Source organism: Rhizobium aouanii, from assembly GCF_037002925.1.
Taxonomy (GTDB): domain Bacteria; phylum Pseudomonadota; class Alphaproteobacteria; order Rhizobiales; family Rhizobiaceae; genus Rhizobium; species Rhizobium aouanii.
Map to the genome: position 1 here is coordinate 1 of NZ_JBAMYD010000015.1, position 23,304 is coordinate 23,304.

General features: G+C 62.8%; 23 protein-coding genes and 1 tRNA gene. 10 read left to right on the plus strand and 14 right to left on the minus strand.

What is annotated here, in order from left to right:
* Positions 1–271: 271 nt before the first annotated feature.
* The 3 genes from V8P77_RS24270 to V8P77_RS24280 form a co-directional block, all read right to left on the minus strand.
* Positions 272–691, minus strand: coding sequence for a hypothetical protein (locus tag V8P77_RS24270; protein WP_335914552.1), 420 nt, complete (start codon positions 689–691; stop codon positions 272–274).
* 10 nt (positions 692–701) lie between these two features.
* Complete coding sequence (locus V8P77_RS24275) at positions 702–1,340, minus strand: nucleotidyltransferase domain-containing protein (protein ID WP_335914553.1); 639 nt, start codon at positions 1,338–1,340, stop codon at positions 702–704.
* A 160-nt stretch (positions 1,341–1,500) separates the two neighbouring features.
* Positions 1,501–1,574: transfer RNA gene (locus V8P77_RS24280), tRNA-Gln, on the minus strand.
* A 162-nt stretch (positions 1,575–1,736) separates the two neighbouring features.
* Here V8P77_RS24280 and V8P77_RS24285 point away from each other — a divergent pair.
* The 3 genes from V8P77_RS24285 to V8P77_RS24295 are packed head-to-tail and all read left to right on the plus strand — an operon-like array spanning position 1,737 to position 4,838.
* Positions 1,737–2,645, plus strand: coding sequence for an MBL fold metallo-hydrolase (locus V8P77_RS24285; protein WP_335914554.1), 909 nt, complete (start codon positions 1,737–1,739; stop codon positions 2,643–2,645).
* A 16-nt stretch (positions 2,646–2,661) separates the two neighbouring features.
* Positions 2,662–3,120, plus strand: coding sequence for a thiol-disulfide oxidoreductase DCC family protein (locus V8P77_RS24290; RefSeq protein ID WP_335914555.1), 459 nt, complete (start codon positions 2,662–2,664; stop codon positions 3,118–3,120).
* The gene (locus tag V8P77_RS24295) at positions 3,117–4,838 is read left to right on the plus strand and encodes a saccharopine dehydrogenase family protein (RefSeq protein ID WP_335914556.1); all 1,722 of its coding nucleotides are present in this window, start codon (positions 3,117–3,119) and stop codon (positions 4,836–4,838) included. The genes V8P77_RS24290 and V8P77_RS24295 overlap by 4 nt, the downstream gene beginning before the upstream one ends.
* 376 nt (positions 4,839–5,214) lie before the next feature.
* Here the strand turns inward: V8P77_RS24295 and V8P77_RS24300 are convergent, their stop codons facing one another.
* Positions 5,215–6,126, minus strand: coding sequence for a DUF1499 domain-containing protein (locus V8P77_RS24300; protein WP_335914557.1), 912 nt, complete (start codon positions 6,124–6,126; stop codon positions 5,215–5,217).
* 339 nt (positions 6,127–6,465) lie between these two features.
* Between V8P77_RS24300 and V8P77_RS24305 the strand changes: the two genes are divergently transcribed.
* Positions 6,466–6,858, plus strand: coding sequence for a hypothetical protein (locus V8P77_RS24305; protein ID WP_335914558.1), 393 nt, complete (start codon positions 6,466–6,468; stop codon positions 6,856–6,858).
* A 15-nt stretch (positions 6,859–6,873) separates the two neighbouring features.
* Here the strand turns inward: V8P77_RS24305 and V8P77_RS24310 are convergent, their stop codons facing one another.
* A complete protein-coding gene (locus tag V8P77_RS24310; protein ID WP_131710409.1) occupies positions 6,874–7,119 on the minus strand; it encodes a hypothetical protein in 246 nt (81 codons plus the stop codon).
* A 143-nt stretch (positions 7,120–7,262) separates the two neighbouring features.
* On the opposite strand from V8P77_RS24310, the gene V8P77_RS24315 reads away from it, so the two are divergent.
* Positions 7,263–7,460, plus strand: coding sequence for a hypothetical protein (locus tag V8P77_RS24315; protein WP_065282354.1), 198 nt, complete (start codon positions 7,263–7,265; stop codon positions 7,458–7,460).
* A 275-nt stretch (positions 7,461–7,735) separates the two neighbouring features.
* Positions 7,736–8,011, plus strand: a complete 276-nt coding sequence (locus V8P77_RS24320) for a hypothetical protein (RefSeq protein ID WP_335914559.1) — start codon at positions 7,736–7,738, stop codon at positions 8,009–8,011.
* A 33-nt stretch (positions 8,012–8,044) separates the two neighbouring features.
* On the opposite strand, the gene ppdK is transcribed toward V8P77_RS24320, so the two are convergent.
* From ppdK to V8P77_RS24340, 4 genes are all read right to left on the minus strand, one after another.
* On the minus strand, positions 8,045–10,753 hold the full coding sequence (ppdK, locus tag V8P77_RS24325) for a pyruvate, phosphate dikinase (protein ID WP_335914560.1): 2,709 nt from the start codon (positions 10,751–10,753) through the stop codon (positions 8,045–8,047).
* 996 nt (positions 10,754–11,749) lie between these two features.
* Positions 11,750–15,211: a chromosome segregation SMC family protein gene (locus tag V8P77_RS24330; RefSeq protein ID WP_335914561.1), complete on the minus strand. Its 3,462-nt coding sequence runs from the start codon at positions 15,209–15,211 to the stop codon at positions 11,750–11,752.
* A 219-nt stretch (positions 15,212–15,430) separates the two neighbouring features.
* Positions 15,431–16,201 (minus strand): DsbA family protein, encoded by a 771-nt coding sequence (locus V8P77_RS24335; protein ID WP_373694608.1) that lies wholly within the window; start codon positions 16,199–16,201, stop codon positions 15,431–15,433.
* Between the two features lie 458 nt (positions 16,202–16,659).
* Positions 16,660–17,151 (minus strand): DUF721 domain-containing protein, encoded by a 492-nt coding sequence (locus tag V8P77_RS24340; RefSeq protein WP_130725407.1) that lies wholly within the window; start codon positions 17,149–17,151, stop codon positions 16,660–16,662.
* Positions 17,152–17,259: 108 nt separating this feature from the next.
* On the opposite strand from V8P77_RS24340, the gene mutY reads away from it, so the two are divergent.
* From mutY to V8P77_RS24355, 3 genes are read left to right on the plus strand one after another with little or no spacing between them, the layout of a single operon-like run.
* Positions 17,260–18,351: an A/G-specific adenine glycosylase gene (mutY, locus tag V8P77_RS24345; RefSeq protein ID WP_335914563.1), complete on the plus strand. Its 1,092-nt coding sequence runs from the start codon at positions 17,260–17,262 to the stop codon at positions 18,349–18,351.
* A gap of 2 nt (positions 18,352–18,353) precedes the next feature.
* Positions 18,354–18,968, plus strand: a complete 615-nt coding sequence (locus V8P77_RS24350; RefSeq protein WP_335914564.1) for an HAD family hydrolase — start codon at positions 18,354–18,356, stop codon at positions 18,966–18,968.
* Positions 18,969–18,973: 5 nt separating this feature from the next.
* The gene (locus V8P77_RS24355; RefSeq protein ID WP_077976497.1) at positions 18,974–19,339 is read left to right on the plus strand and encodes a nuclear transport factor 2 family protein; all 366 of its coding nucleotides are present in this window, start codon (positions 18,974–18,976) and stop codon (positions 19,337–19,339) included.
* A gap of 112 nt (positions 19,340–19,451) precedes the next feature.
* Here the strand turns inward: V8P77_RS24355 and V8P77_RS24360 are convergent, their stop codons facing one another.
* The 3 genes from V8P77_RS24360 to V8P77_RS24370 form a co-directional block, all read right to left on the minus strand.
* A complete protein-coding gene (locus tag V8P77_RS24360; protein WP_335914565.1) occupies positions 19,452–20,606 on the minus strand; it encodes a site-specific DNA-methyltransferase in 1,155 nt (384 codons plus the stop codon).
* A 178-nt stretch (positions 20,607–20,784) separates the two neighbouring features.
* Positions 20,785–21,135 (minus strand): antibiotic biosynthesis monooxygenase family protein, encoded by a 351-nt coding sequence (locus V8P77_RS24365; protein WP_163885220.1) that lies wholly within the window; start codon positions 21,133–21,135, stop codon positions 20,785–20,787.
* The gene (locus V8P77_RS24370) at positions 21,132–21,461 is read right to left on the minus strand and encodes an NIPSNAP family protein (protein WP_335914566.1); all 330 of its coding nucleotides are present in this window, start codon (positions 21,459–21,461) and stop codon (positions 21,132–21,134) included. The genes V8P77_RS24365 and V8P77_RS24370 overlap by 4 nt, the downstream gene beginning before the upstream one ends.
* 71 nt (positions 21,462–21,532) lie before the next feature.
* Between V8P77_RS24370 and V8P77_RS24375 the strand changes: the two genes are divergently transcribed.
* A complete protein-coding gene (locus V8P77_RS24375; RefSeq protein WP_335914567.1) occupies positions 21,533–22,219 on the plus strand; it encodes an ArsR/SmtB family transcription factor in 687 nt (228 codons plus the stop codon).
* 125 nt (positions 22,220–22,344) lie between these two features.
* Here V8P77_RS24375 and V8P77_RS24380 read toward each other — a convergent pair whose 3' ends face one another.
* On the minus strand, positions 22,345–22,695 hold the full coding sequence (locus V8P77_RS24380) for an oxidoreductase (protein ID WP_335914568.1): 351 nt from the start codon (positions 22,693–22,695) through the stop codon (positions 22,345–22,347).
* Between the two features lie 131 nt (positions 22,696–22,826).
* Positions 22,827–23,258 carry a hypothetical protein gene (locus V8P77_RS24385; protein ID WP_335914701.1) on the minus strand — a complete coding sequence of 144 codons (432 nt, stop codon included), beginning with the start codon at positions 23,256–23,258 and terminating at the stop codon, positions 22,827–22,829.
* Positions 23,259–23,304: the final 46 nt, after the last annotated feature.

Below are 23,304 nucleotides of genomic sequence, written 5' to 3' on the forward strand. Positions count from 1 at the left end.
ACCCGTTCGCCGCCATAGTGTTGAATGTCATTCAAGCCAGGTTAGGAGGCAGTCAAAAAAGATCGGAGAGGGTGTAGCATCGAAGCGTATGCATCATCCGCGAGTTGTAACGCCTAGCCCCAAAAAATTTCACTAGAAATTTGATATATCTATCAAAAATACATTCCGTGGGCTCCTGGATTCGAACCAGGGATGACGTACCAAAAACCGTTGCCTTACGGACCCACGCCCCCGCAGGACGGCGGAGATAGCGACTGGCGTGGAGGTTAGGTCAGCGACGGGTCATCTCATTTTCCACCCATTCTGCGTATTCCCTCAACTGCTCGAATAGAGATTCCGCGTCGGATAGCAGCATGAAACGGCCGCCGTATTGGGCTAAGTCTTTATTCCCGAGAATGCGAGTTAGCCTGGTCTCCTGGGATTTTGGCAGTCGATTGCCCAATGCGTCTCGCAAAGTCTTGATGACCGCTGCGTGATCGTTTTGGTTTATCTTATTCGCGAAGGTTGCCGTCAGTGCATCCGTATAGGCGATTGCTGCGTTGACCACAGTCGCGGCAATCGGATTTCCGAGTGTTCCTGCTTGAGCACTGCTGATTTGAAATTTAGCCGATTCCAGAAATCCCCTGGCGATTATCAAGCGATTTGCACCATGGCGAGCGTCGGAGGGTTTCGAGGGGCCGCTTCTGGTCAACGTAATCTCTTCACATCTTTATTGATTCCGGACGAGGCCCAAGCACTACCAGTCCTTCGTTTAGAAACGCTTTCCATAAGGGATCGCCGCTTTGGCGCAATCGTTTCAGGTCAGTGATAGACAGGGTGTTGATCGATGGCGCAAAGGATAGCTCTTTTCCTTTGGCTGCCAGAAAATCGATGCTTCCGTTTTGTATCGTTTCGATGTCTGGCGCATCAGCTATGAGCGCCACGTCCAGATCGCTTGAGGCGTTGTCTTCCCCCCTCGCGACGCTGCCAAATACCCATGCCGCCACAACTTTGTCCCCGAAGAGGGAGGCGCATTCTTTCACTGCGGCAAGGATATCGGCAAAACGCCTTTCCTCCGTCTCGAACAGGGCTTGCACCGGGGTAGAGAACGGCGAGTCTCGATTGAGACTAAAAAGACGGGCATATCCGGCTCCACTTTCGATAACGACTTGAAAACTTGTGAGGGTTGCCAACGAGGCGAGTATGGGAGGGCGGGATATTTTGGTTCTGTTGATGAGATTGCCAACACTCAATTGCCCGCCGTGAAGCGATAATTCCCGCATCACCCGCACATTCGTTTCGTTCCCCAAAATTGTTGAGAGCGGGAAGCGCAGAGCGCTTTCTGGGTTTGGTCGTGCCATAAAGGCCTCATCATATAGATATCTTTATAATCGTAATCATATCTATATGTTGGTAAAGATATCAATACAATCCTATAATCATCTTTATTATGACATAGGAGACGCCCCGCGCCGCTTCATGCGGGCGCAAAGATCAGGAATAAAAGCGTAAAAATTAGCGTGGCTGGGGCGCCTGGATTCGAACCAGGGATGACGGTACCAAAAACCGTTGCCTTACCGCTTGGCGACGCCCCACCAGAGCTTGAGCGGAAACCGCCTGCTCAAATCGACGCCTGATTAGCAAAGCTCTTCGCCTGTCACAATGACTAAGTTTAACCCGGCGCAGATTTATGCGCTGCACAGCATCCGCCGTCGTGCTAGAAACTGGCGACGTCATCGGCCCGAGATCATTCCTTCATGGACAGTCCCGCTTTCGACCTCGCTTTCGAGCCGGCCTATGGGCAGGCCGTGCCGGTTGTTTCAGGGGTCGAGCGGGTGACAGTGAACAATCCCGGGCCTTTCACCTTTTTCGGCACCAACAGCTATATCGTCGGCTCTTCCTCGGTCGCGGTCATCGATCCCGGCCCGGAGGACGAGGCGCATTTTCAGGCGCTGATGGCAGCCCTTGCCGGCCGCGCGGTGACGCATATCCTCGTCAGCCACACGCATCGCGACCACTCGCCGCTGGCCAAGCGCCTGCAGGCGGCAACGGGGGCGGTGACGGTTGGGCAAGGGCCGCACCGGCCGGCGCGGCCGCTGCGGGAGGGCGAGATCAATCCCTTTGCCGAAAGCTCGGATCTATCATTCGTGCCCGACATAACGCTCGGTGACGGTCAGACCCTATTGGGTGACGGCTGGGCGCTGAGCGCGGTGCTGACGCCGGGGCACACGGCCAATCATGCCGCCTTCGCACTTGAGGGCCGCAACATCCTCTTCTCCGGCGATCACGTCATGGCCTGGTCGACCTCGATCGTCGCGCCGCCGGATGGGTCGATGGCGGATTACATGGAATCGCTCGATCGGCTGATCGAGCGCCAGGACCGGCTGTTGCTGCCCGGCCATGGCGGGCCGGTGACGGAGCCCTCGACTTTCCTCCGGGCGCTGAAGGCGCATCGCCTCAGGCGCGAGCAGGCGGTGCTGGCGCGCGTCCAGGCCGGCGACGGGCGGATTGCCGAGATGGTGAAGGTGATCTATCGCGATACCGATCCGAAGCTGCATGGGGCGGCCGCGCTTTCCGTGCTCGCCCATATCGAGGATCTTTTGGAGCGCGGCGAGATTGCGGCGGATGGGCCGCCTTCGCTTGCCGCCCTCTACCGGCCGGCGTAAGGGAGATGAGGGGGAGATGATGATGCGGGCTCAAGCCGATTACAGCTATCGCGACGATGCCGATGTGCCCGCCTTTGCCGATGACCGGCCGTTGATCATCTTCGATGGCGAATGCGTGTTCTGCTCCGGCTGGGTGAAATTCGCACTGAAACATGACAAGCAGCAGCGATACCGCTTCCTGGCGGCGCAGACGCCGATCGGCGCCGCGCTTTACCGGCATTACGGGCTGCATGCGCGCGACTACGAGACCAATATCCTGATCGAAAACGGCCGCGCCTTCTTCAAGTCCGACGGCTCGATCCGCATGGTGGCGGGGCTCGGCTTTCCCTATTCGCTGGTGAAGATTTTCCGGCTGCTGCCGCGGCGTGCGGCCGATGCGCTCTATGAATTCATCGCCCGCAACAGGCTGAAGATTGCCGGCCGGCAAAGCTGCATGGTGCCGACGCCGGAGCAGCGCAGCCGGTTCATCGCATGAGCGAGGCGAGATTTTGCCTGCTCATCATCGGCGGCTACGGCACCTTCGGCGGGCGGCTCGCCCAGCTGCTTGGCGATGAACCGCGGCTCAGGCTGCTGGTTGCGGGGCGCTCGCTTGAAAAGGCCGACGATTTCGTTGCGGATCTGCGGACGCCGAAAGATGGCGCCGAGGGCCTGGGAAGCAACAATCTCGGCGCGTTGGTGCAGGCCGTGGCCTTCGATCGTGACGGTGATCTCCCCGAACAGCTGACGCGGATGAGGCCCGATCTGGTCGTCGATGCCTCGGGGCCGTTCCAGAGCTTCGGCAAGGATGGCTATAAGGTCGCCGAGGCCTGCATCGACCTCGGCATCGACTATGCCGATATTGCCGACAGCACCGGTTTCGTCGCCGGCATCGGTGGGCTGGATGCGGCCGCCAAGGCCAAGGGCACCTTCGCGCTCTCGGGGCTCAGCAGCCTGCCTGCGCTTTCCTTCGCCGCACTCGATGCGATGGCGCCGCATTTCTCCCGTATCGACAGTGTCACGGCGGGCATTGCGCCGTCGGCGCATGTGCGGATCGGGCTGAATGTCGTGAGGGCGATCGCGAGTTATGCCGGCAAGAAGATCATCGTTCGGCGCGATGGACGGCCGGCCGCCGGGCGCGGGCTGATCGATGCGATGCGGGTGACGGTGGCGCCGCCGGGGGTTAAGCCGCTGCGCAGCCGGAAATTCCTGCTGGTGGATGCGCCGGATCTCACGCTGCTGCCGGCACGCTTTGCCGATCTCAAATCCAGCTTCACCGGGGTCGGAACGGAGCCGCAGCCGCTGCAGCACCTGCTCAGCCTTGCGGCAAGGCTTGTGCACTTCCGGCTGCTGCCGTCGCTGCTGCCGTTTGCGCCGCTGCTGCAGCGCGCCAGCCATGCTTTCGCAGTCGGCGAACATCGCGGCGGCATGTTCGTGCGCATCAGCGGCATCGATCACGCGGGCGAGCGGTTGACCTCCGGCTGGCATCTGATTGCCGAAGGTGATGACGGGCCGTTCATTCCTGTTATCGGCGTCGACGCGCTGGTGCGTCGGCTGCTGAGCGGCGTGCGGCCGGAGAATGGGGCGCGGCCGGCGGCCGGCGAATTGCAGCTTGCGGATTTCGAAGCGGCCTTCCAGCGTTTTTCGATCACATCCGGCATCAGCATGGAAAACGAGGAGATGCCCCTGCCGCTCTACCGGCAGATTCTCGGCAGCGCCTGGGATCAGCTGCCGCCGGCCATATCGGCTCTCCATGCCGGCGGCGCGCGCGTCGCCTCCGGCCGGGCGCGGATCGAGCGCGGCGGCGGGCTGCTGGCCAGGATCGTCGCCGGGGTAATCGGTTTTCCCCGGGCGGGCGAGGATGTGCCGGTTACGGTGCGCTTCGTGCCCGACGGCGACAAGGAGATCTGGACGCGCGATTTCGGCGGCAAAATCTTCCGCAGCATCCAGGTCGAGGGAAAGGGCCGCGACCGGCATCTGCTCGCCGAGGTCTTCGGGCCGTTCCGGGTGCTGATGGCGCCGGTGCCGGATGGGGGAAAGCTGCGGCTCGTGGTGCGCGGCTGGCGGTTTTTAGGGATTCCACTGCCGCTGTTTCTGGCGCCCGACGGGGATACCTATGAGGAGGAGCGCGATGGGCGGTTCCACTTCCACGTGGAGATCGGCGGGCGGCTGACGGGGTTGGTGGTGCGGTATACGGGGTGGTTGGTGGTGGAGTGAGGGGCGTGCGCCTTTGCGCGGATGGCAGATGCGCTGTTCGGTTTGCGCGGATGCCTGCCCCTCACCCTAACCCTCTCCCCGTAAAAACGGGGAGAGGGGACGTGCCCTGCGAGAGATGGGCGAGGAACGGAGAGGTCGCGGCTATCCCCCTTCGCCCCGCAAGCGGGGAGAAGGTGCCGGCAGGCGGATGAGGGGCAGGCCTCTGCGATCTCCTGGGCCGGAGAGGTTGCTTCCCCTAACAGCCCCTCTCCTCCTTAATGCGGTGCAAGATTGTCGAGTCCGCCGCACCCTATCCCGGCCCTTCGCTTGGGCTCAGGGCGTTCGCAACTGCAATCGATTCGCTGGATCGATTGCTGGCGCTTTGCGCCACCGTTGCTCACCCACCCGCAATCCCCAGCAATTCAGCATCCAGCGCCTTTAGGTAATCGCCGGCGATTTCGGCGCTGAAGCCGAGGTCGTGTTGGCCGTAGCGGGAGGCGACGCGGATGTCGACGAAGGTGGTTTCGGCCTCTTCGCGGAGCCGAATGATGAAATCGAAGCGCAGGCCGAGGATCAGCGTGCGGGTGGTGCCCTGCAGCGTCACGCCGTTGACGCCGCGGATCAGCTTGGCGACGTCGTCGTCATAGGGGCGCGGCGTCGGCACGGGGATGATATCGGGCGCATCGGCCACGGCATCGTCGCCCGGCTGCGGCGGCTTGAGCGGCCTGTCTTCGGGGTCGCGGCCGGGCTCGGTATCGCCGCTGCTCTCGGTGATGGTCATGCCGCTCATCTTGGCGACCTTGCGCACAGCCTCCAGCACGCGGTCGAGCGCGCCCTCATAGCGCCGGCCGGTGAGTTCGGGATAAGCGGTGAGCTGCTTTTCGCGATCCTCCGGCGTCACCTGCACCTTGCGCTTCAGCCAGATCTGGTCGAAATACGGATAGGAAAGCCAGTCGGGCGCGGAGACCGGATCGGTGGAAACGTCGTAGATATCGGGCAGCGTCAGATAGCGCTCGGTGGCATAGGCGCCAAGCGCCAGCGGAAAGGCGGCATAGATCAGCGCCGCCAGCGCCGCCAATCCGCCCTCAGCCCCCGTCATCCAGAGGCTGCGCAGCCCGATGGCTGCCAGCATCGCCGCGAGCAGCGCGCAGCCGGCAGCGACAATCAGCAGCAGCACCAGATAGGGCGTGGCGAGGCCGCCGAAGCGGTGGGCGATCATCACTGCCAGCGCCAGCACCAGGGAAAACGCCCCGATGAGCCGCGAAGAGCGGGCGGCGCTGGAAACGGGGCGGTCATAGCGGATGGCCATCAAACTTACCGGTTGCTCGTCAGCGCCCGCGCGTTCGACCACGCAAATCGCCTCAACCCTGTTTAGAGCATGATGCCGAAAAGTGTGAAGCGGTTTTCGGACGACGTCATGCTCTATTCTTTGATTTAGATCCGGATTCAGATTTTAGGCCGGCCCGACCCAGAATCATCCGGATCTGGGGCAAGATTCGGCTCAATTGAAACGATTGTCTGAGGCATCGCGTTGGAATCCACGGCGAAGGCCATGGTGAAACGGCGGCTTCTTCATAAGCCCTTGCTGATATGTCAAAAAAAGGCCATTCTGCCGCGGTTTCATCTCCAGATATAGAGGAGAGACGGGATGATTTCACCCGAGATTGCAGCGAGCCCGCAGGCATCTGCGCTTGGCGGGATCGACCACCAGTCCGAGCCGATGCTGCCGCTGGAGCTGCTCGAGCTCGAACTTTCGCTCGAAGGTTATGCCGACGGCGATGCCGGCTTCTGCGAGGCGGTGCGCCAGGCGGCGGCACGATCCGGCGGCGAACTGCTGTTCGACCTTCCGGCCGGCGGCCTCATCGATGATTGCCGCCGCATCGCCGTGCTGCGCATTCCCGGTGATGGCCAGGAGATGCGCGTCGTGCTGGCGCTGCTCGATGATAACGGCACCGAGATCCGCATGCAGGCGCCTGATGAAGAGACCGCGCCGCTGGTGCGTTTCGCCGATGCCTTCATCGAACTGCTGGAGCGGATCTAGTTCCAGATCAAGATTTTAGCGGCGCTCGGCCGCGGCTTCCGCAACACTGCGGAAGGGGAACTTGCGCCCGCATTCGCATTTGATCACGAAGTTTTCCTGATGATTGGCAGGCCGCTGCACGCCAAAACCGCGCGGCAGCTGATCGACCTTGAAATCCGGGTGCTTGCGCTTGGGATCATCAACTTCCGAGGCTTCGGCAAAGCCCTCATTGCCGCATTGCGGACAGTTCAGTTTTTTCGAAAATCGATCGCGAAGGGCCATGCTCGTTCCAGAGTTTCCGGCCGCTCATGGAGTGGCCATGCGTCCCTCATACATAGGAATGGCCCTCATGCATAGAAAGGTTGGCCGGCGAAAGTGGAACCATGTGCCAAGCCTGCCGTTCCTTTTTGGAAAAGGAGGCACTCATGCCGAACAGAGACCCGATCCCGACACCCAATGCCGATACGCCGCGCGGCCCGACGCCGACGCCTGGCATTCCCGACCGCATCCAGGAAAAACCGCCGCTGACGCCGGCACAGGACCCGGGCGACACGAAGAATCCTCAGGATCCGCCGCTCAATCCGGCGCTGCTGCCGATCGGGGATCCGGCTGGGGCGGCGTAGAGCATACCGCGGCTGTTAGTTCGTGCCGATGGCTGCCCCTCACCCTAACCCTAACCCTAACCCTCTCCCCGTTCTGACGGGGAGAGGGGACGTGCCACGCGAGAGGTGGAAGGGGAACGGAGAGGTCGCGGCATGGTCCCTTCGCCCCGCGAGCGGGGAGAAGGTGGCGGCAGCCGGATGAGGGGCTGATCTCAGCGATCTCCAGGCCAAGGATGGCTTGACGCCCCCGCCCGAATGGCCTTTCCTCAGGGAAAAGCATTCCAAGGACCAAACCGATGCGCATTCGTCTTCTCGTCACCGTCATGGCCACCATCGTCGCCGGGCTTTCCGCCTGCCAGACGATGACGCCGGAGGAGCGGCGGGCGGCGGATGAGCAGCGGTGCCTGAGCTATGGCTTCCGGCGCGGCACGGATGGTTTTGCCACCTGCCTGCAGCGCATCGATCTCGACCGGCGCGCGGAATCGCGGGCGCAGAGTGCCGAGATGATGAACCGCATGGCCTGGGACCTGAACGGACCGTACTACCGCGACCGTTGGCGCTATCGCTACTGAGTGCCGAGGGCGCCCTGCCCTACACCGAATATCCTACACGCTCGCCCGCAGGTCTTTCGGACCCCGCCGGATCTCTTCCAGACTGGCTGCAATCACCGCCTGCGCTGCCGCCAGCCTGGCGATCGGCACGCGGAAGGGCGAGCAGGAGACATAATCGAGGCCGATCGTCTCGCAGAAGCGGATCGAGGCCGGGTCGCCGCCATGTTCGCCGCAGATGCCGAGCTTCATGTCGTTGCGGGTGCGCCTGCCCCGTTCGGCGGCGATGCTGATCAGTTCGCCGACACCGTCGAAATCGAGCGAGATGAAGGGATCGTGCTCGATGATGCCCTTGCGCTGATAGGTGGGGATGAAGGCCGAGGCGTCGTCGCGCGAAATGCCGAAGGTGGTCTGCGTCAGGTCGTTGGTGCCGAAGGAGAAGAATTCGGCGGCTTCGGCAATCACATGGGCGCGAAGGGCCGCGCGCGGCAGCTCGATCATCGTGCCGACGAGATAATCGATCTTCATGCCGGCCTCGCGCATGACGTCGCCGGCGACCTCGTCGATGCGCGCCTTGACGTAATCTAGTTCGGTGCGCAGGCCAACGAGCGGCACCATGATCTCCGGAACGACGGCAGCCCCGGTCTCCTTGGCTGCGGCGACCGCCGCCTCGAAGATGGCGCGGGCCTGCATCTCGACGATTTCGGGATAGGAGATCGCCAGCCGGCAGCCGCGATGGCCGAGCATCGGGTTGAACTCGTGCAACGCATCGACGCGTTGGCGAAGCACGGATGCCTCCATGCCCATGGCGAAGGCGACCTCGGCGACCTCGTCATCGGTCTTCGGCAGGAATTCGTGCAGCGGCGGATCGAGCAGGCGGATCGTCACCGGCAGGCCGTGCATGACGGTGAAGAGCCCGGTGAAATCGAGCCGCTGCATCGGCAGCAGCTTGTCGAGCGCCAGCCGCCTGCCCTTCTCGTCGACGGCAAGGATCATCTCGCGCATCACATGGATGCGCTCGCCCTCGAAGAACATGTGCTCGGTGCGGCAAAGGCCGATGCCTTCGGCGCCGAAGGAGCGGGCAGCCAGCGCATCGGCCGGCGTATCGGCATTGGTGCGAACTGTCATGCGTCGGGCGCGATCGGCCCAGCCCATGATGCGGCCAAAATCGCCAGACAGCTCCGGCTGGATCATCGGCACTTCGCCCTTCAGCACCTGGCCGGCCGAGCCGTCGATGGTGATGATATCGCCCTTCTTCAGCGTGACACCGACGCCGAGCAGCCGCTCGTTGCGCGCGTCGATGCGCATGGTGCCGGCGCCGACAACGCAGGGGATGCCCATGCCGCGGGCAACGACCGCCGCATGGCTGGTCATGCCGCCGCGGGTCGTCAGAATGCCTTCGGCGGCATGCATGCCGTGAATGTCCTCCGGGCTGGTCTCGACCCTCAGCAGAATGACCTTGCGGCCTTCGGCTTCCGCCTCGACGGCCTCTTCGGCGGTGAAGACGATCGCGCCGGTGGCAGCGCCGGGCGAAGCCGGCAATCCGGTGCCGATCACCTGGCGGGTGACGCGCGGATCGATGGTTGGGTGCAAGAGCTGGTCGAGGCTGGAGGGCTCGATGCGCAGCACCGCCTCGTCCTCGGTAATCACGCCCTCGTCGACCATATCGACGGCGATCTTCATCGCCGCCCGGGTCGAGCGCTTGGCCGAGCGGGTCTGCAGCATCCACAGCTTGCCGCGCTCGATGGTGAATTCGATATCCTGCATGTCGCGGTAATGGATCTCGAGGTCGGTGCAGATGCGGCAGAGCTCGCGGAACGCCTCCGGCATCAGCTTTTCCATCGAGGGTTTTTCGGAGCCGGAGGAAATCCGCCCCTCCTCGGTGATGCTTTGCGGCGTGCGGATGCCGGCCACGACATCCTCGCCCTGGGCATTGACCAGAAATTCGCCGTAAAGCGCCCTTTCGCCGGTCGAGGGGTTGCGGGTGAAGGCAACGCCGGTGGCGGACGCATTGCCGAGATTGCCGAAGACCATCGCCTGGATGTTGATCGCCGTGCCCCAGCCTTCCGGAATATTGTGGAGCTGGCGGTAGGTGACGGCGCGCGCGCTCATCCAGCTGGAAAAGACGGCGCCGACGGCGCCCCAGAGCTGGACTTCGGGATCCTGCGGGAATTCCTGCTCCAGCTCCTCCTCGATCAGCTTCTTGTAGAGCGAGACGATATGCTGCCATTCCGAGGCGCTGAGTTCGGTATCGAATTCATGGCCGAGCTTGGCCTTCTCGTCTTCCAAAATCTCCTCGAAGGCGTCGTTGCCGAGGCCCATGACGACATCGGCATACATCTGGATGAAGCGGCGGTAGCTGTCCCAGGCAAAACGCGCATCACCGGCATCATGGCCGAGCGCCTGCACCGTCTCGTCGTTGAGGCCGAGATTGAGCACGGTGTCCATCATGCCAGGCATAGAGACGCGGGCGCCGGAGCGCACCGATAAGAGCAGCGGCTGGCTGACCGAGCCGAAGCGGCGGCCGGTGATTGCCTCGATCGCCGATATGCCGGCGCGCACCTCAGCCTTCACCGCATTGTCGATGTGGCGGCCGTTCTTGTAATAGGTGTTGCAGGCGTCGCTGACGATCGTCAGCCCCGGCGGCACAGGAAGTCCCAGGGCGCACATTTCCGCGAGATTGGCGCCCTTGCCGCCCAGAATCCCGTGATCGCGCGCCCGGCCCTCAGCCTGCCCGTTGCCGAACCTATAGACCCACTTGGTCATCTTCCCCCCAACACCACAAAGGGATCAGCTTAATCCCTCAGACTGCCGACAACGCTGCGCCCTCTTTCGTCATGCTCGGGCTTGTCCCGAGTATCTGCTACCGGTTGATGCGCAGCAGATCCTCGGCACAAGGCCGAGGATGACGCCGAGTAGGGAGCGACGTCTGTCAACAAACTTAGGGATTAGCTTAATCCCTTGGAGTTGAAATGAAAATCGACAAATGCGGCAAAATGTTGCGTTGCACAATAAATCTTGCGAAGCGGTCAAAACGATTGAAACATGTCCGACATGAAAAAAGGCACAAAAAAAGCTTTGCGGGACTGCAACAATGTCCCGCAAAGCCTTGTTTCCGTCCGGCCAGGAAAACCGGACGGGGGGTCCCTCAACCCAAAAACGGCTCAGCTTTTTCTCAAAACAGAACCGCTCTGACCTCGTCTTACGCAATTCCTGGAAAATAGATCGCTACTTCCCAAGATTTCCTCTCGGTTTCCGGTTCTTGCCCTCGCCCGGAAAACCGCATGCAAATTCGATAATGCGCAACCGTTGATCGCCCGTTTTCGAGCAGAGTAATTAGGTTGCGTTGAAACAACTTCTAATGCAAGTCAGCGAAAAGAGCATCACCCAAATGGGGTACAAGCGACAAGAGAGCCGACCTTTTTTGGTGTTTATTGCTTGACCTTTGATTTTACGCAATTTCTGGACGCAAACCCGTGCCATAGCTTTGCTGAAATTGCGTCTGCGCTCGGCGTCGACGTGGATGCTCGGTTGGCGCCAATGGCTGCCCCTCACCCTAACCCTCTCCCCGCTTGCGGGGCGAGGGGACGTGCCAAACGCAACGTCGAGATTGAGGAAGCCGGTGCGGCATATCCCCTTCGCCCCGCGAGCGGGGAGAAGGTGCCGGCAGGCGGATGAGGGGCAAAGCGGCAATCTCCCGGGCCGGGATGTCCAGTGACAATCAGCCCTTCCCCGACGCAAAAAACGCGTTCGTCGAAAACCTCAGGCAATCTCGCGCAGGCGCTCGGCCATTTGCAGGTCGACGGAGACGAGCTGGGAGACGCCCTGCTCGGCCATGGTGACGCCGAAGAGGCGGTTCATGCGGGCCATGGTGATCGGATTGTGGGTGATGATGACGAAGCGGGTTTCGGTGGAGGCCGCCATTTCGTCCATCAGATTGCAGTAGCGCTCGACATTGTGGTCGTCGAGCGGCGCGTCCACTTCGTCGAGCACGCAGATCGGCGCCGGATTGGTGAGGAAGACGGCAAAGATCAGTGCCATTGCCGTCAGCGCCTGTTCGCCGCCGGAGAGCAGCGTCATGGTCTGCGGCTTCTTGCCGGGCGGGCGGGCGAGGATTTCGAGGCCGGCTTCCAGCGGATCGTCGGATTCGATCAGCTGCAGCTCGGCGGTACCGCCGCCGAAAAGATGGGTGAAGAGCCGCTGGAACTGGGCGTTGACGATGTCGAAGGCGGCGATCAGCCGTTCGCGGCCCTCGCGGTTGAGGCTCTGGATGGCGCCGCGCAGCTTGCGGATCGCATCGATGACGTCGTCGCGTTCCTTGATCAGCGCTTCGAGCTTTTCGCTCAGCTCCTTCTGCTCCTCGTCGGCGCGCAGGTTGACGGCGCCGAGCCGCTCGCGCTCGATCCTCAGGCGTTCCAGCTCGCGCTCGACTTCGCGCGGATCGGGAAGCGCCTGCATGGTCGGGCGGCCGGTCAGCTGCAGCGCCTCGTGCGGCGCGACGTTCAGGACCTCGCGGATGCGGCCTTCGCTTTCCTGGCGTTTCTCGCGGGCGGAGACGAGGCGCTCCTCGGCGCGGCCGCGGCGTTCACGGCATTCGGCAAGTTCCGACAGTGCCGTCGTTGCCTTCTGGTCGGCCTCGCGCTGAATGCGCTCGGCCTCGGCCAGAAGGTCGCTGGCCTGGCGGCGCGCCTCCTCGGCCTTCTGCAATTCGCTGAGCAGAGCGCGGCGCTTGTCGTCGAATTCATCCGGCGCCAGTTCGAGCTCGGCTGCCTCGTCCCGCGCCTCTTCCTCGCGCTCGCGCAGTGTCGCGACATGGTCTTCAGCACTTGCCGCCCGCTGGTGCCAGGTCTCGCGCTCCTGGCCGATCGCCATGATGCGGCGCTGGCGGGCCTCGTTTTCCCTCGCGAGGCTCTCATGGCGGGCGCGGCTTTCGGCCAGCGCGCCGCGATCGGTCGAAACTTCCGCCTGCTGGAACCGCAGCCGCTCGTCGATCGCAGTCAGATCGGGCGCGTCCTCCAGCTCGATGCGGGCATTTTCTTCCTGGATGGCGATCTCCTCCAGCTGCGACCGCAGCTGGCTTGAAGCCTCGCTGACGACATCGCGGCGGCGGATCAGATCGCCGGAGGCACGCTCGGCGGCAACAAGCGCGTCGCGTGCCTCGGTGAGATGGCGCGCCGACAGGCGGCTCATGTCGCGCGCCTCGGCAAGCCGACGCTCCTCGGCGCGGATCGCTTCGGCGGCGGCTGCCTGCCGCTCTTCGGCTTCGGCAAGCACGTCGCGGGCAAGAGTGGCTTCGCCTTCGAGTTCGGCCAGGCGGTTCTTCTGGGCCAACCGAAGGGCGGCCGCACTCGGGGCGTCGGCACCGGTGACATGGCCGTCCCAGCGATAGACCGCACCCTCTTTGGTCACCAGCCGCTGGCCGGGCTTAAGCACCGCCATCAGCGACTGCGCATCGCCCTCTGTGACCAAGCCGATCTGGCGCAGACGGCGGGTGAGTGCCGCCGGCGCGCGGACATGGGTCAGCAGCGGCGCAACACCGGATGGGAGTGTCGGATCGCCGGCACCGTTGCCATTGTCCGACCAATGGGCCGGCGCCTCGGCATCGAGCGGCGATTCAAGATCGTCACCGAGGGCGGCACCGAGTGCGGTTTCGAAGCCGCGATCGACCTTCAGCTCATCGGCGACCGGCGGAAATTTGCCGGCCGCAGCACCGGCGGCCAGCATGCGGGAAATGGTGCGGGCCTCGGTCTCCAGCGCATTCAGGCTCGAGCGGGCCTGCTCGACCGGGGCGCGCGACAGCGCCTCGGTCTGGCGGGCGGCGGCCAGCGCCTGTTCGACCACCTGAACGGCACCTTCCGCGTCGGCGACGGCGATCTCGCCGGCTTCGACGATGGCGCGTTTTTCGTCGGGATCGGGCAGGCCGGCGATCTTCTCCCCGATGGCGGAGAGTTCGCGGTTCGCCTCATCCATCTGGCGTTCGAGGCGCATCCTGCGGTCAGCGAGATCGCGGATGGCGCGTTCCAGCTGGTTGCGGCCGGCAGCAGCCTCGGCGCGTTCGGCCGTCAGCTGGGTGAAGATCCGCTCGCTGTCGGCAAGTTTTGCCGCCGCACCCTCGAACGCCTCGCGGGTTTCCTCGGCATAACGGCCGGAATCGGCGAGGATTTCCGAGATCTCCGCCTCTTCGGCATCGAGCCTCGCCAGGATGACGGCATTGTCGGCCACCAGCCGCTCTTCGCGGCTTATATCCTCGGCAAGCTGGGCGAGACGGCGGGTCAGCTCGTCGCGGCGGCGCAGGATGCGGCCGGCATCTTCCTCCAGCTGGCTTCTGGCGATCTGCAGGCGCTGCAGGGCAGCCGCCGCACGCGCCTCGCCCTCGCGCAGTTCCGGCAGCTTCAAGCTGGCGACAGCCTGGTTCTTCGCCGCCTCCATCTGCATCTGCGCCTTTTCGGCGACGATGGAGGTCGCCTGGTTCAAGGCACTGTCGGCCTCGGCCTCGGCTTCCTTGGCCTGCACCCAGCGGATATGCAGCAGCATCGCCTCGCGGGCGCGGATGTCGGCAGACAGCGTCTTGAAGCGGTTTGCCTGGCGGGCCTGGCGCTTCAGGCTTTCGATCTGGCTTTCCAGCTGCGAAGTGACGTCGTCGAGACGCTCGAGATTGCCTTCGGCGGCGCGCAGCCGCAGTTCGGCCTCGTGGCGGCGCGAATGCAGGCCTGAAATGCCGGCCGCCTCTTCGAGCAGCTGGCGGCGGGCCTGCGGCTTGGCCTGGATCAGCTCGCCGATACGTCCCTGCCCGACCATCGAGGGCGAACGCGCGCCGGTCGAGGCATCGGCAAACAGCAACTGCACGTCCTTGGCGCGGCTTTCCTTGCCGTTGATGCGATAGAGCGAGCCCTGTTCACGCTCGATCCGGCGGGTGACCTGGATCTCGTCGCTGTCGTTGAAGGCGGCAGGTGCTGTGCGCTCGGCATTGTCGAGATAGAGCGCCACTTCGGCGGTATTGCGCGCCGGCCGGTTGCCCGAGCCCGAAAAGATCACGTCGTCCATGCCGGAGGCGCGCATGTTCTTGTAGGAATTCTCGCCCATCACCCAGCGCAGCGCCTCGACGAGGTTCGACTTGCCGCAGCCATTCGGGCCGACAACGCCGGTCAACCCGCGCTCGATGATGAATTCCGTCGGCTCGACGAAGGATTTGAAGCCGACCAGGCGCAGCTTGTTGAACTTCATGCGGAAATATCCACGGCAGGAAGCCCCCTCATCCGCCCTACGGGCACCTTCTCCCCGCTGGGGAGAAGAGGGAATCGAGACGCTGCGGCAAATCCCCTTCGCCCCAGCGGGGAGAAGGTGCCGGCAGGCGGATGAGGGGGCCACGCCAGCAAACTGCGCTGAAAACGAAAAACGGGCGCACGGCTTTCGCCGTCGCCCGTTCTATCGAAACGATCCGGTTCAGAGCAGGCTGTCGATGAGCTTCGACAAGGTGTCAACCGGCATGTCTCCAGAGTAGCGCTTGCCATTGATCAGGAAAGTCGGGGTGGCGTTGACGCCGAAATCCTTGGAACCTCTTTCCCGCGTGGCGTTCACTTCATCCAGAAGCTTCTGGTTCGTCAAGCATTTCGTGAAGCTATCCTCAGTAAATCCGGCAAGCTTCGACATCTGCAGCAGGGCGGCGCGGCCATCATCGGCGGCGGCCCAGACCTGCTGCTGCTTGAAGAGCATGGAAACCATCGGGAAATACTGTTCCGGCGTGCTCAACTGCTCCGGATTGGAAGAGTTGCAGCGGGCGAGCATGAAGGCAGCGGCAGCACGCGGATCGAAGGGGAATTCGCGGATGATGAACTGCACCTTGCCGCTGTCGACATATTTCTGCTTGATCGTGTCGAAGACGGTGTTGTGGAAATGGGCGCAATGCGGGCAGGTCATCGACATGTATTCGACGATCTTGACCGGGGCATCGGCCTTGCCGAGCGCCATCTCCGGCAGCACGCCGGGCTTCAGCACTTCGGCCATGTCGACATCGCCGTCGGACTCCGGCATTTCGGTCGCCGAGGTGGCGGCCGTCTGCATGGTGTCGACCTTGGTGCCATCAGCCATGGTCTTGCCGGAGGACGAAGCATCGGCAGCGTCCTTGCTGTCGTTGCAGGCGACAAGCGCTACGGCAGCTGCGGCGATGGCGATCCCGCTGAGCAGGCGGCGTTTCGTCAGTTGCATTTCGGACATCTGCATGGATTCCCCATAAATAATGAGATTGACGGCATGACTGTGCGATATAACGGCTGGCGGCCACTCACAAGGCACGGTTCGCCAACTTCCTTCAAAGAATTGTGACCGTGGGAAGACGACTAGACCAAAAATTGCAGGAATTCCTACCGCCCCGTCCCTTCATCCGAACAACGGTGGGTCGCAGTTCGAAACCACTGCTGTGCGGTTCTTGCCGATGGCTGCCCCTCACCCTAACCCTCTCCCCGCTCGCGGGGCGAGGGGACGTGCCAAACGCTACGTTGAGATTGAGGGAGCCGGTGCGGCATATCCCCTTCGCCCCGCGAGCGGGGAGAAGGTGGCGGCAGCCGGATGAGGGGCTGGCCGCGGCAATCTCCCTGGGCGGGCCGACAGGGCTAAGCGCCAGCGTCCTCAGTCCTCATCCTCTCGGCATGGAGACTTTCGAACACGCGCCGCATTTATCGTCCCCGCTTCCCCATCACCGCGGTCCCCAAGCGCTGGATTGCCTGGCGCAGCTTGTCGTTCTCTATCCCCTCCATCATGCCTTCGAGCTTGCGGGCGGCTTCGCCTTTCAGCGGCGGCGGGGTGCGGGAGCGGCGGGTGGCTTGTGAGACCGGCTTCTGGACAATGCGGATCTGGTGGACGGCGGCAAAGCCGAAGAAGCTGTTGATGCGCTGGATGAGTTCGCCCTGGGCATGGGTGAGGAAGAGCGCGCGCGCGCCTTCGCAGGCAATCGTCAGCACGCCGGGGCGGAAGCCGCCGGTCTCATCGCCGCCGCGCGCCCAGGCGATCTTTTCCGGCCGGGTGCAATCGGCGAAATCCTCGCCGGCAATTTCACTCCACGAGCCGAGCAGAGCCGTGTTGATGCCGGCCCGCCTGGCAAGCACGGGATCGATCAGCCCGTTCGCCAGCTCGGAAATCTGCTTTGCACCTTTACGTGGATAACTCATCGAAACCCTTCAGCGACGCCGCCAATTCGCATGCCAATTCGCACAGGCGACTTGATCGCGCGGCATTGCTTCGCCAAGTATAGGCACTTCCCCCCATCGCGGCAAATCATGACGATCACCACACTCGACACGCCCTCAGCCAAGCCCCTGCTCGACTGGTATGATCGCCACCACCGCGACCTGCCCTGGCGCGTTTCACCCGGCATGGCGGCCCGCGGCGTCAAGGCCGATCCCTATCGCGTCTGGCTGTCCGAGGTGATGCTGCAGCAGACGACGGTGCAGGCGGTCAAACCCTATTTCGAACGGTTTCTTGAGCGTTGGCCCGAGGTGACCGATCTTGCCGCGGCCGAAAACGATGCGGTGATGGCCGCCTGGGCGGGGCTTGGCTATTATGCGCGGGCCCGCAACCTGAAGAAATGCGCCGAAGCGGTGGCGACAGAGCATGGCGGCATCTTTCCCGATACCGAAGAGGGTCTCAAGTCACTCCCTGGCATCGGCGACTATACGGCAGCCGCCGTCGCGGCCATCGCCTTCAACCGGCAGGCGGCTGTCATGGACGGCAATGTCGAGCGGGTGATCTCCAGGCTCTATGCGATCGCCACGCCGCTTCCGGCGGCAAAGCCTGTGATGAAGGAGAAGGTGGCGCTGCTGACGCCCGCGACACGGCCCGGCGATTTCGCCCAGGCGATGATGGATCTCGGGGCGACAATCTGCACGCCGAAACGGCCGGCCTGTTCGCTCTGTCCGTTCCGAGATGCCTGTCAGGCGCTGAAACTCTCCGATCCCGAGCTTTTTCCGGTCAAGGCGGCGAAGAAGGAGAAGCCGGTCAGATATGGCGCGGCCTTCATCGCGGTAACCGGTGATGCCGAGATCCTGCTGCGCCGGCGCATCGACAGCGGCCTGCTCGGCGGCATGACCGAGGTGCCGACGACGGCGTGGACGGCGCGCATCGACGGCGAGACCTCGGCTGCCGCCGCGCCCTTCGAAGCGGTATGGCAGTCCTCTGGCACCGTCATCCACGTCTTCACCCATTTCGAGCTCAGGCTTTCGATCTGGCGTGCGGCCATCGCTACCACGGTCGACACGAATGACGGATGGTGGGAGCCGGTTACAAATCTTGAAGCCCAGGCGCTGCCGACCATCATGAAAAAAGCGATCGCAGCCGCTATTCCTCTCGCATTCAAAACATCCAAGGGATGACCATGACCACCGACATAAGACATATCGTTTTCGACATCGGCAAAGTCCTTATTCATTACGACCCACATCTCCCTTTCAGCCGCCTCATCCCAGATGAGACCGAGCGTAACTGGTTTTTCGCCAATATCTGCACCCATGACTGGAACATCGAGCAGGACCGCGGCCGCACCTGGGCGGAGGCCGAAGCGCTGCTGATAAAACAGCACCCTGCCCGCGAGGAGCATATCCGCTCCTTCCGCAAATATTGGCATGAGATGGTGCCGCACGCCTATGACGACAGCGTCGCGATCATGGAAGGGCTGATTGCCGAAGGGCGCGACGTGACGATGCTGACCAACTTTGCCTCCGACACCTTCCGCGAGGCGCAGGCACGCTTCCCCTTCCTGACCAAACCGCGCGGCGTCACCGTTTCCGGCGATGTCGGCCTGATCAAGCCGGATATCGCGATCTACGAGACGCATACGAAAAGCTTCGGCCTCGATCCGGCAGCGACGATCTTCATCGACGACGCGCCAGTCAATGTCGAAGGCGCCAAGGCCTTCGGCTGGAATGCAGTGCTGTTTTCGGGTGCGGAAAAGCTGCGCAGCGATCTCGCCGGCTATGGGGTGAAGGTCTGACATCCATGGCTTTCGATCCCGCAGAAGAAATCGAACGTTTTCACGCCGCGATCAACGCTCTCGATTTTCCGGCGATCGAGAATTATTTCGCCGAGGATGCGACCTATGTCTCGAACGGCGTCGGCGATCTCACCGGCCGAGCTGAGATCATGGCGGCCTTCCGGCGTTATTTCGACGACTATCCCGATCAGACGGCGGAAAATTCGCTGGTGGAAACATTGACGGCCCAATCCGGCCGGTCGGTCTGGTCGGTGCGCGCCACCCACAGCAAGACGGGCAAGCCGCTGATCCGCGAGGGTGAGGAGACGATCACCTTCAACGCGGAAGGCCGCGTCACACGGGTCGAGGTCACCGATTATCGCGACTTCTGAAAATGGGATTCTTGAATAGAAGACGCCCGAGGCTAAAACCTCGGGCGCCTTGGCCTTCTTCCGTAACTGGAGGAAACCGGAAGAAGGTATTTCGATCTTGCGAAGGCGCTGCTCACTCCGCCTTTGCCAGATCACTGCGGATGACGGACCTGAGATCGTCGATCGGGCGCAGGGACTGCCCGTCTTCGAAATGCCAGAAGGTCCATCCGTTGCATGCATCGAGACCCTGCACCTTGGCGCCGAGACGATGAATAGAGCCGGCCTCGCCGCCGGAAGCTACCGTGCCGTCGGCGCGGACAATCGCGCTATAGCGGCGCTTGGCGTCGGTCAGCACCTGGCCCGGCTTGATCAGGCCGCTTTCAACCAGCACGTTGAAGGCGACGCGGACTTCGGCCTTCTTGCCGGTCATGACGGTCAGTTCCGCCTTGCCGAGCGGCTCGACGGCGGCGATGCGGGCTGCGGCCGCATCGATATAATCCTGTTCGCGCTCGATGCCGACGAAGTGACGGCCGAGACGCTTGGCGACGGCGCCCGTCGTTCCCGAGCCGAAGAAGGGATCGAGCACGATATCGCCGGGCTTGGTCGAGGCCATGATGACGCGGGCAAGCAGCGCTTCCGGCTTCTGCGTCGGATGCGCCTTCTTGCCGTCCTCGCCCTTCAGCCGCTCGCTGCCGTTGCAGATCGGGAAGAGCCAGTCGGAGCGCATCTGGACGTCCTCATTGGCGGCCTTCAGCGCATCGTAATTGAAGGTATAGCCCTTGGCCTTGGCGCTGGGGCTTGCCCAGATCATCGTCTCATGGGCGTTCTGGAAACGGCGGCCCTTGAAATTCGGCATCGGATTGGTCTTGCGCCAGATGATGTCGTTGAGGATCCAGAAATTCAGATCCTGCAGCGTAGCGCCGACACGGAAGATATTGTGGTAGGAGCCGATCACCCAGATAGAGCCTGTCGGCTTCAGCACGCGGCGGCAAGCCAGCAGCCAGGCGCGGGTAAAAGCGTCATATGCCTCGAAGGAGGCGAACTGATCCCATTCGTCGTCGACCGCATCGACCAGCGACTGGTCGGGACGGTGCAGCGTTCCGCCGAGCTGAAGATTATACGGCGGATCGGCAAAGATGATATCGACGGAGTGGCTGGGCAAAGCTTCAAGGGCGCTGACGCAATCGCCCTTGATGATCGTGTCGACCCAGGAATCCGTCCGGGATCCGGGCCGGGAATCCGACTTGACGGAAGCCTTGAGGTCGGCAAGCGGAAAAACTGATGCCATTTAAATACTCACTCATACGCTCTACGCTTAACTGTCCGTTATGGTTACGCAACTTAGTTACCAAAGCCTGAAGCGGTGGCCGATTTCGGGATTTTTTTCGGGTGGCCGATGAGTGAGCGGCAGACTTTGCCGACGCAAGCCGGTGGCCGAGCGGCGGCAAGAATGCCGCCACCGGCGATCAGGCGGCGTCGTGGACCCTACGGCTGTCGGCCGGCGCTTCGTCGCGTTCGAACATGCCGTAATCGCGGACGACGCTGGCGATCCGCAGGCGATAATCGGCGAAGATACCGCCGCGTCCGGCCTGCTGTGCTGCCCGGTGAGCCTCGAGATTGCGCCATTCCTTCACCGCCGCCTCGTCGCGGAAGAAGGAGAGCGACAGCAGCTTGCCGCGCGTCGTCAGGCTTTCGAAACGCTCGATCGAGATGAAGCCGTCGATCTTTTCGAGTTCGCCGCGCAACTCGCCGGCGAGATCCAGATATTTGTGGCGTTCGCCCATATAGGGCACGACTTCGAAAATGACGGCGATCATGGCAGCACCAGCTTGGCGTGAGGGGCGGAGACATTTTTGAGGAAGATGCGTTCCTCCTTGAGGATAAAGCCTTCGCGTCTGGCAAATTCGTAATTCTCACGGCCGAGCGGGTCGGCAGCCAGCCTGGCGCGATAGGCTTCGTAGGCGGCAAGGCTCTCAATATTGTAGACGCCGTAGGCGGTCGTTGCCGATCCCTCGTGCGGGCCGTAATAGCCGATGAGGTCGGCACCGTTTTGCGGAATTGCCTGGCCCCAGTTGCGGGCATAGTCGGCAAACGCCTCCTTCTTGAAGGGGTCGATTTCGTAACGGATGAAGCAGGTGATCATCGGTTTCTCCTTTGGCTCTTCACCCGTTTTCGCACATTGCCTGACGGTGATGCTTCGGTTACGATCGAACTATGAAGGAAGGTCCTGACATTGCGCAGATCGGCGCCCTCATCGGCGATCCGGCGCGTGCCAACATGCTGGCGGCGCTGACCGGCGGCCGGGCGCTGACGGCGACCGAGCTTGCCGGCGTCGGCGGCATCACCGTGCAGACGGCGAGCACGCATCTCGCCAAGCTCGAGGCCGGCGGGTTGCTTGCCCAGCGCAAGCAGGGCCGCCACCGTTACTTCACGCTGGCCGACGAGGCCGTCGCCCGGCTGATCGAAAGCATGATGGGCTTTGCCGCCGGACGCGGCCACCTGCGCCACCAGCCGGGGCCGAAGGAGCCGGCGCTGCGCAAGGCGCGCATCTGCTATGATCATCTTGCCGGCGATTACGGCGTGCGCATGCTGGACAGCCTGATTGCCGCAGGCTCGATCGACGCTGTCGGCGATGGCCTTGCGCTGACGGAAAAGGGCGAAAGCGATCTCAAATGCATCGGCATTAATGTCGGCGACCTCAGATCCTCGCGCCGGCCGCTCTGCCGCTCCTGCCTCGACTGGAGCGAAAGACGCGCGCATCTGGCCGGCAGCCTCGGCAAGGCCCTGCTTTCAAGCTTCCTCGACAAAGGCTGGGCGCGGCGCACGGCGGAAAGCCGCTCGATCATTTTCTCGCCGGAAGGTGACCGGCAGTTTCTGAAGCTTTTTCCGGTCGATGCGTAGGCTATACGAATCTGCAAAACCATTGGAGCGCCGCTTCGGCGCTCCTTCGCCATGCCTCCGCCGGTTATAGCTTTTCGCAAATAAGGCATAGGAAGCGCGGCGTCCCGGGCAGCGATGCATCTTTATTAGCAGGCGGCGGCGGAGTCCGGCTTGTTTGTCGTCGTGCCGGAGGGGGCTGAATTGCCGGGCTGGCCTGCCTGCTGACGTTGGCAATCATCCGGGTCGCCGCCGGAGTTGTTGGCGCCGTTTATCCCTCCTGCGCCGCCGCCGTCCGTCGAATTCGCGCCCGAACCACCCGAGCCCGAATTGCCGGAACCGGTGCCACCGGCTCCAGAATCTGAACCGCTTCCGGAGCTCGAGGAGCCGCTGCTGCTGCCGGAGCCGGATCCGGAACCGCCGCTGCCGCCGGATTGTGCGATGGCGGCCGTTGTCAGGCCAAGTGAAAGCGCTGTTACTGCGAGCAGTCTCAGAAACATTGGAATCTCCTTTTTTGCTTCACCAGGGATGGTGAGCGAACCGGGATTCCTTCGATTTGTTCCGATGAAAATGCGCGGGATCTTGTCGTCTCACAACGCTTTCAAGTGCGCCGTTCAATCTTCCCGAGCGTTCAAGCCCCTGCCCTCTTTTCATCTTCCTGCCGCACATGCGCCCGCAGTGCCGCAAGCGTCAGCGCCAGCGCCGCGTGATTGCTCTCGGCCTCGCCAAGCACGCTTTCGCTCTCCCTGACCTCGCGCAGCTGCGCACCGTAAAGCGAGTCGTCCGCTGTCTGGCGACCGCGGGCGAGGTGCCAAACCGCATCGGGCCGGACTTCCCGGCACAGATCGATGGCGTGATTGACGTCGTGCGTGAAGGGCCGGGCCATAAGGAAGCCGTGCTCTGACTTGATGCTGCTCGGCAGGTAATCGTCAGGACCGTCGAAATCACTCGGCTCGGCCGGGCGGAGGTGCTTCAACAGAAAGGCACAGGTGATGAAGGCGTCGATCCGACTGTCGGGCATGTCAGTCTTTTCCAGGGTTTCGATGATGTCCTCGATCGTCATGCAGTCTACCTCTTCGTCCGTTCTGGGCATGCCGCTTCTCCCTCTT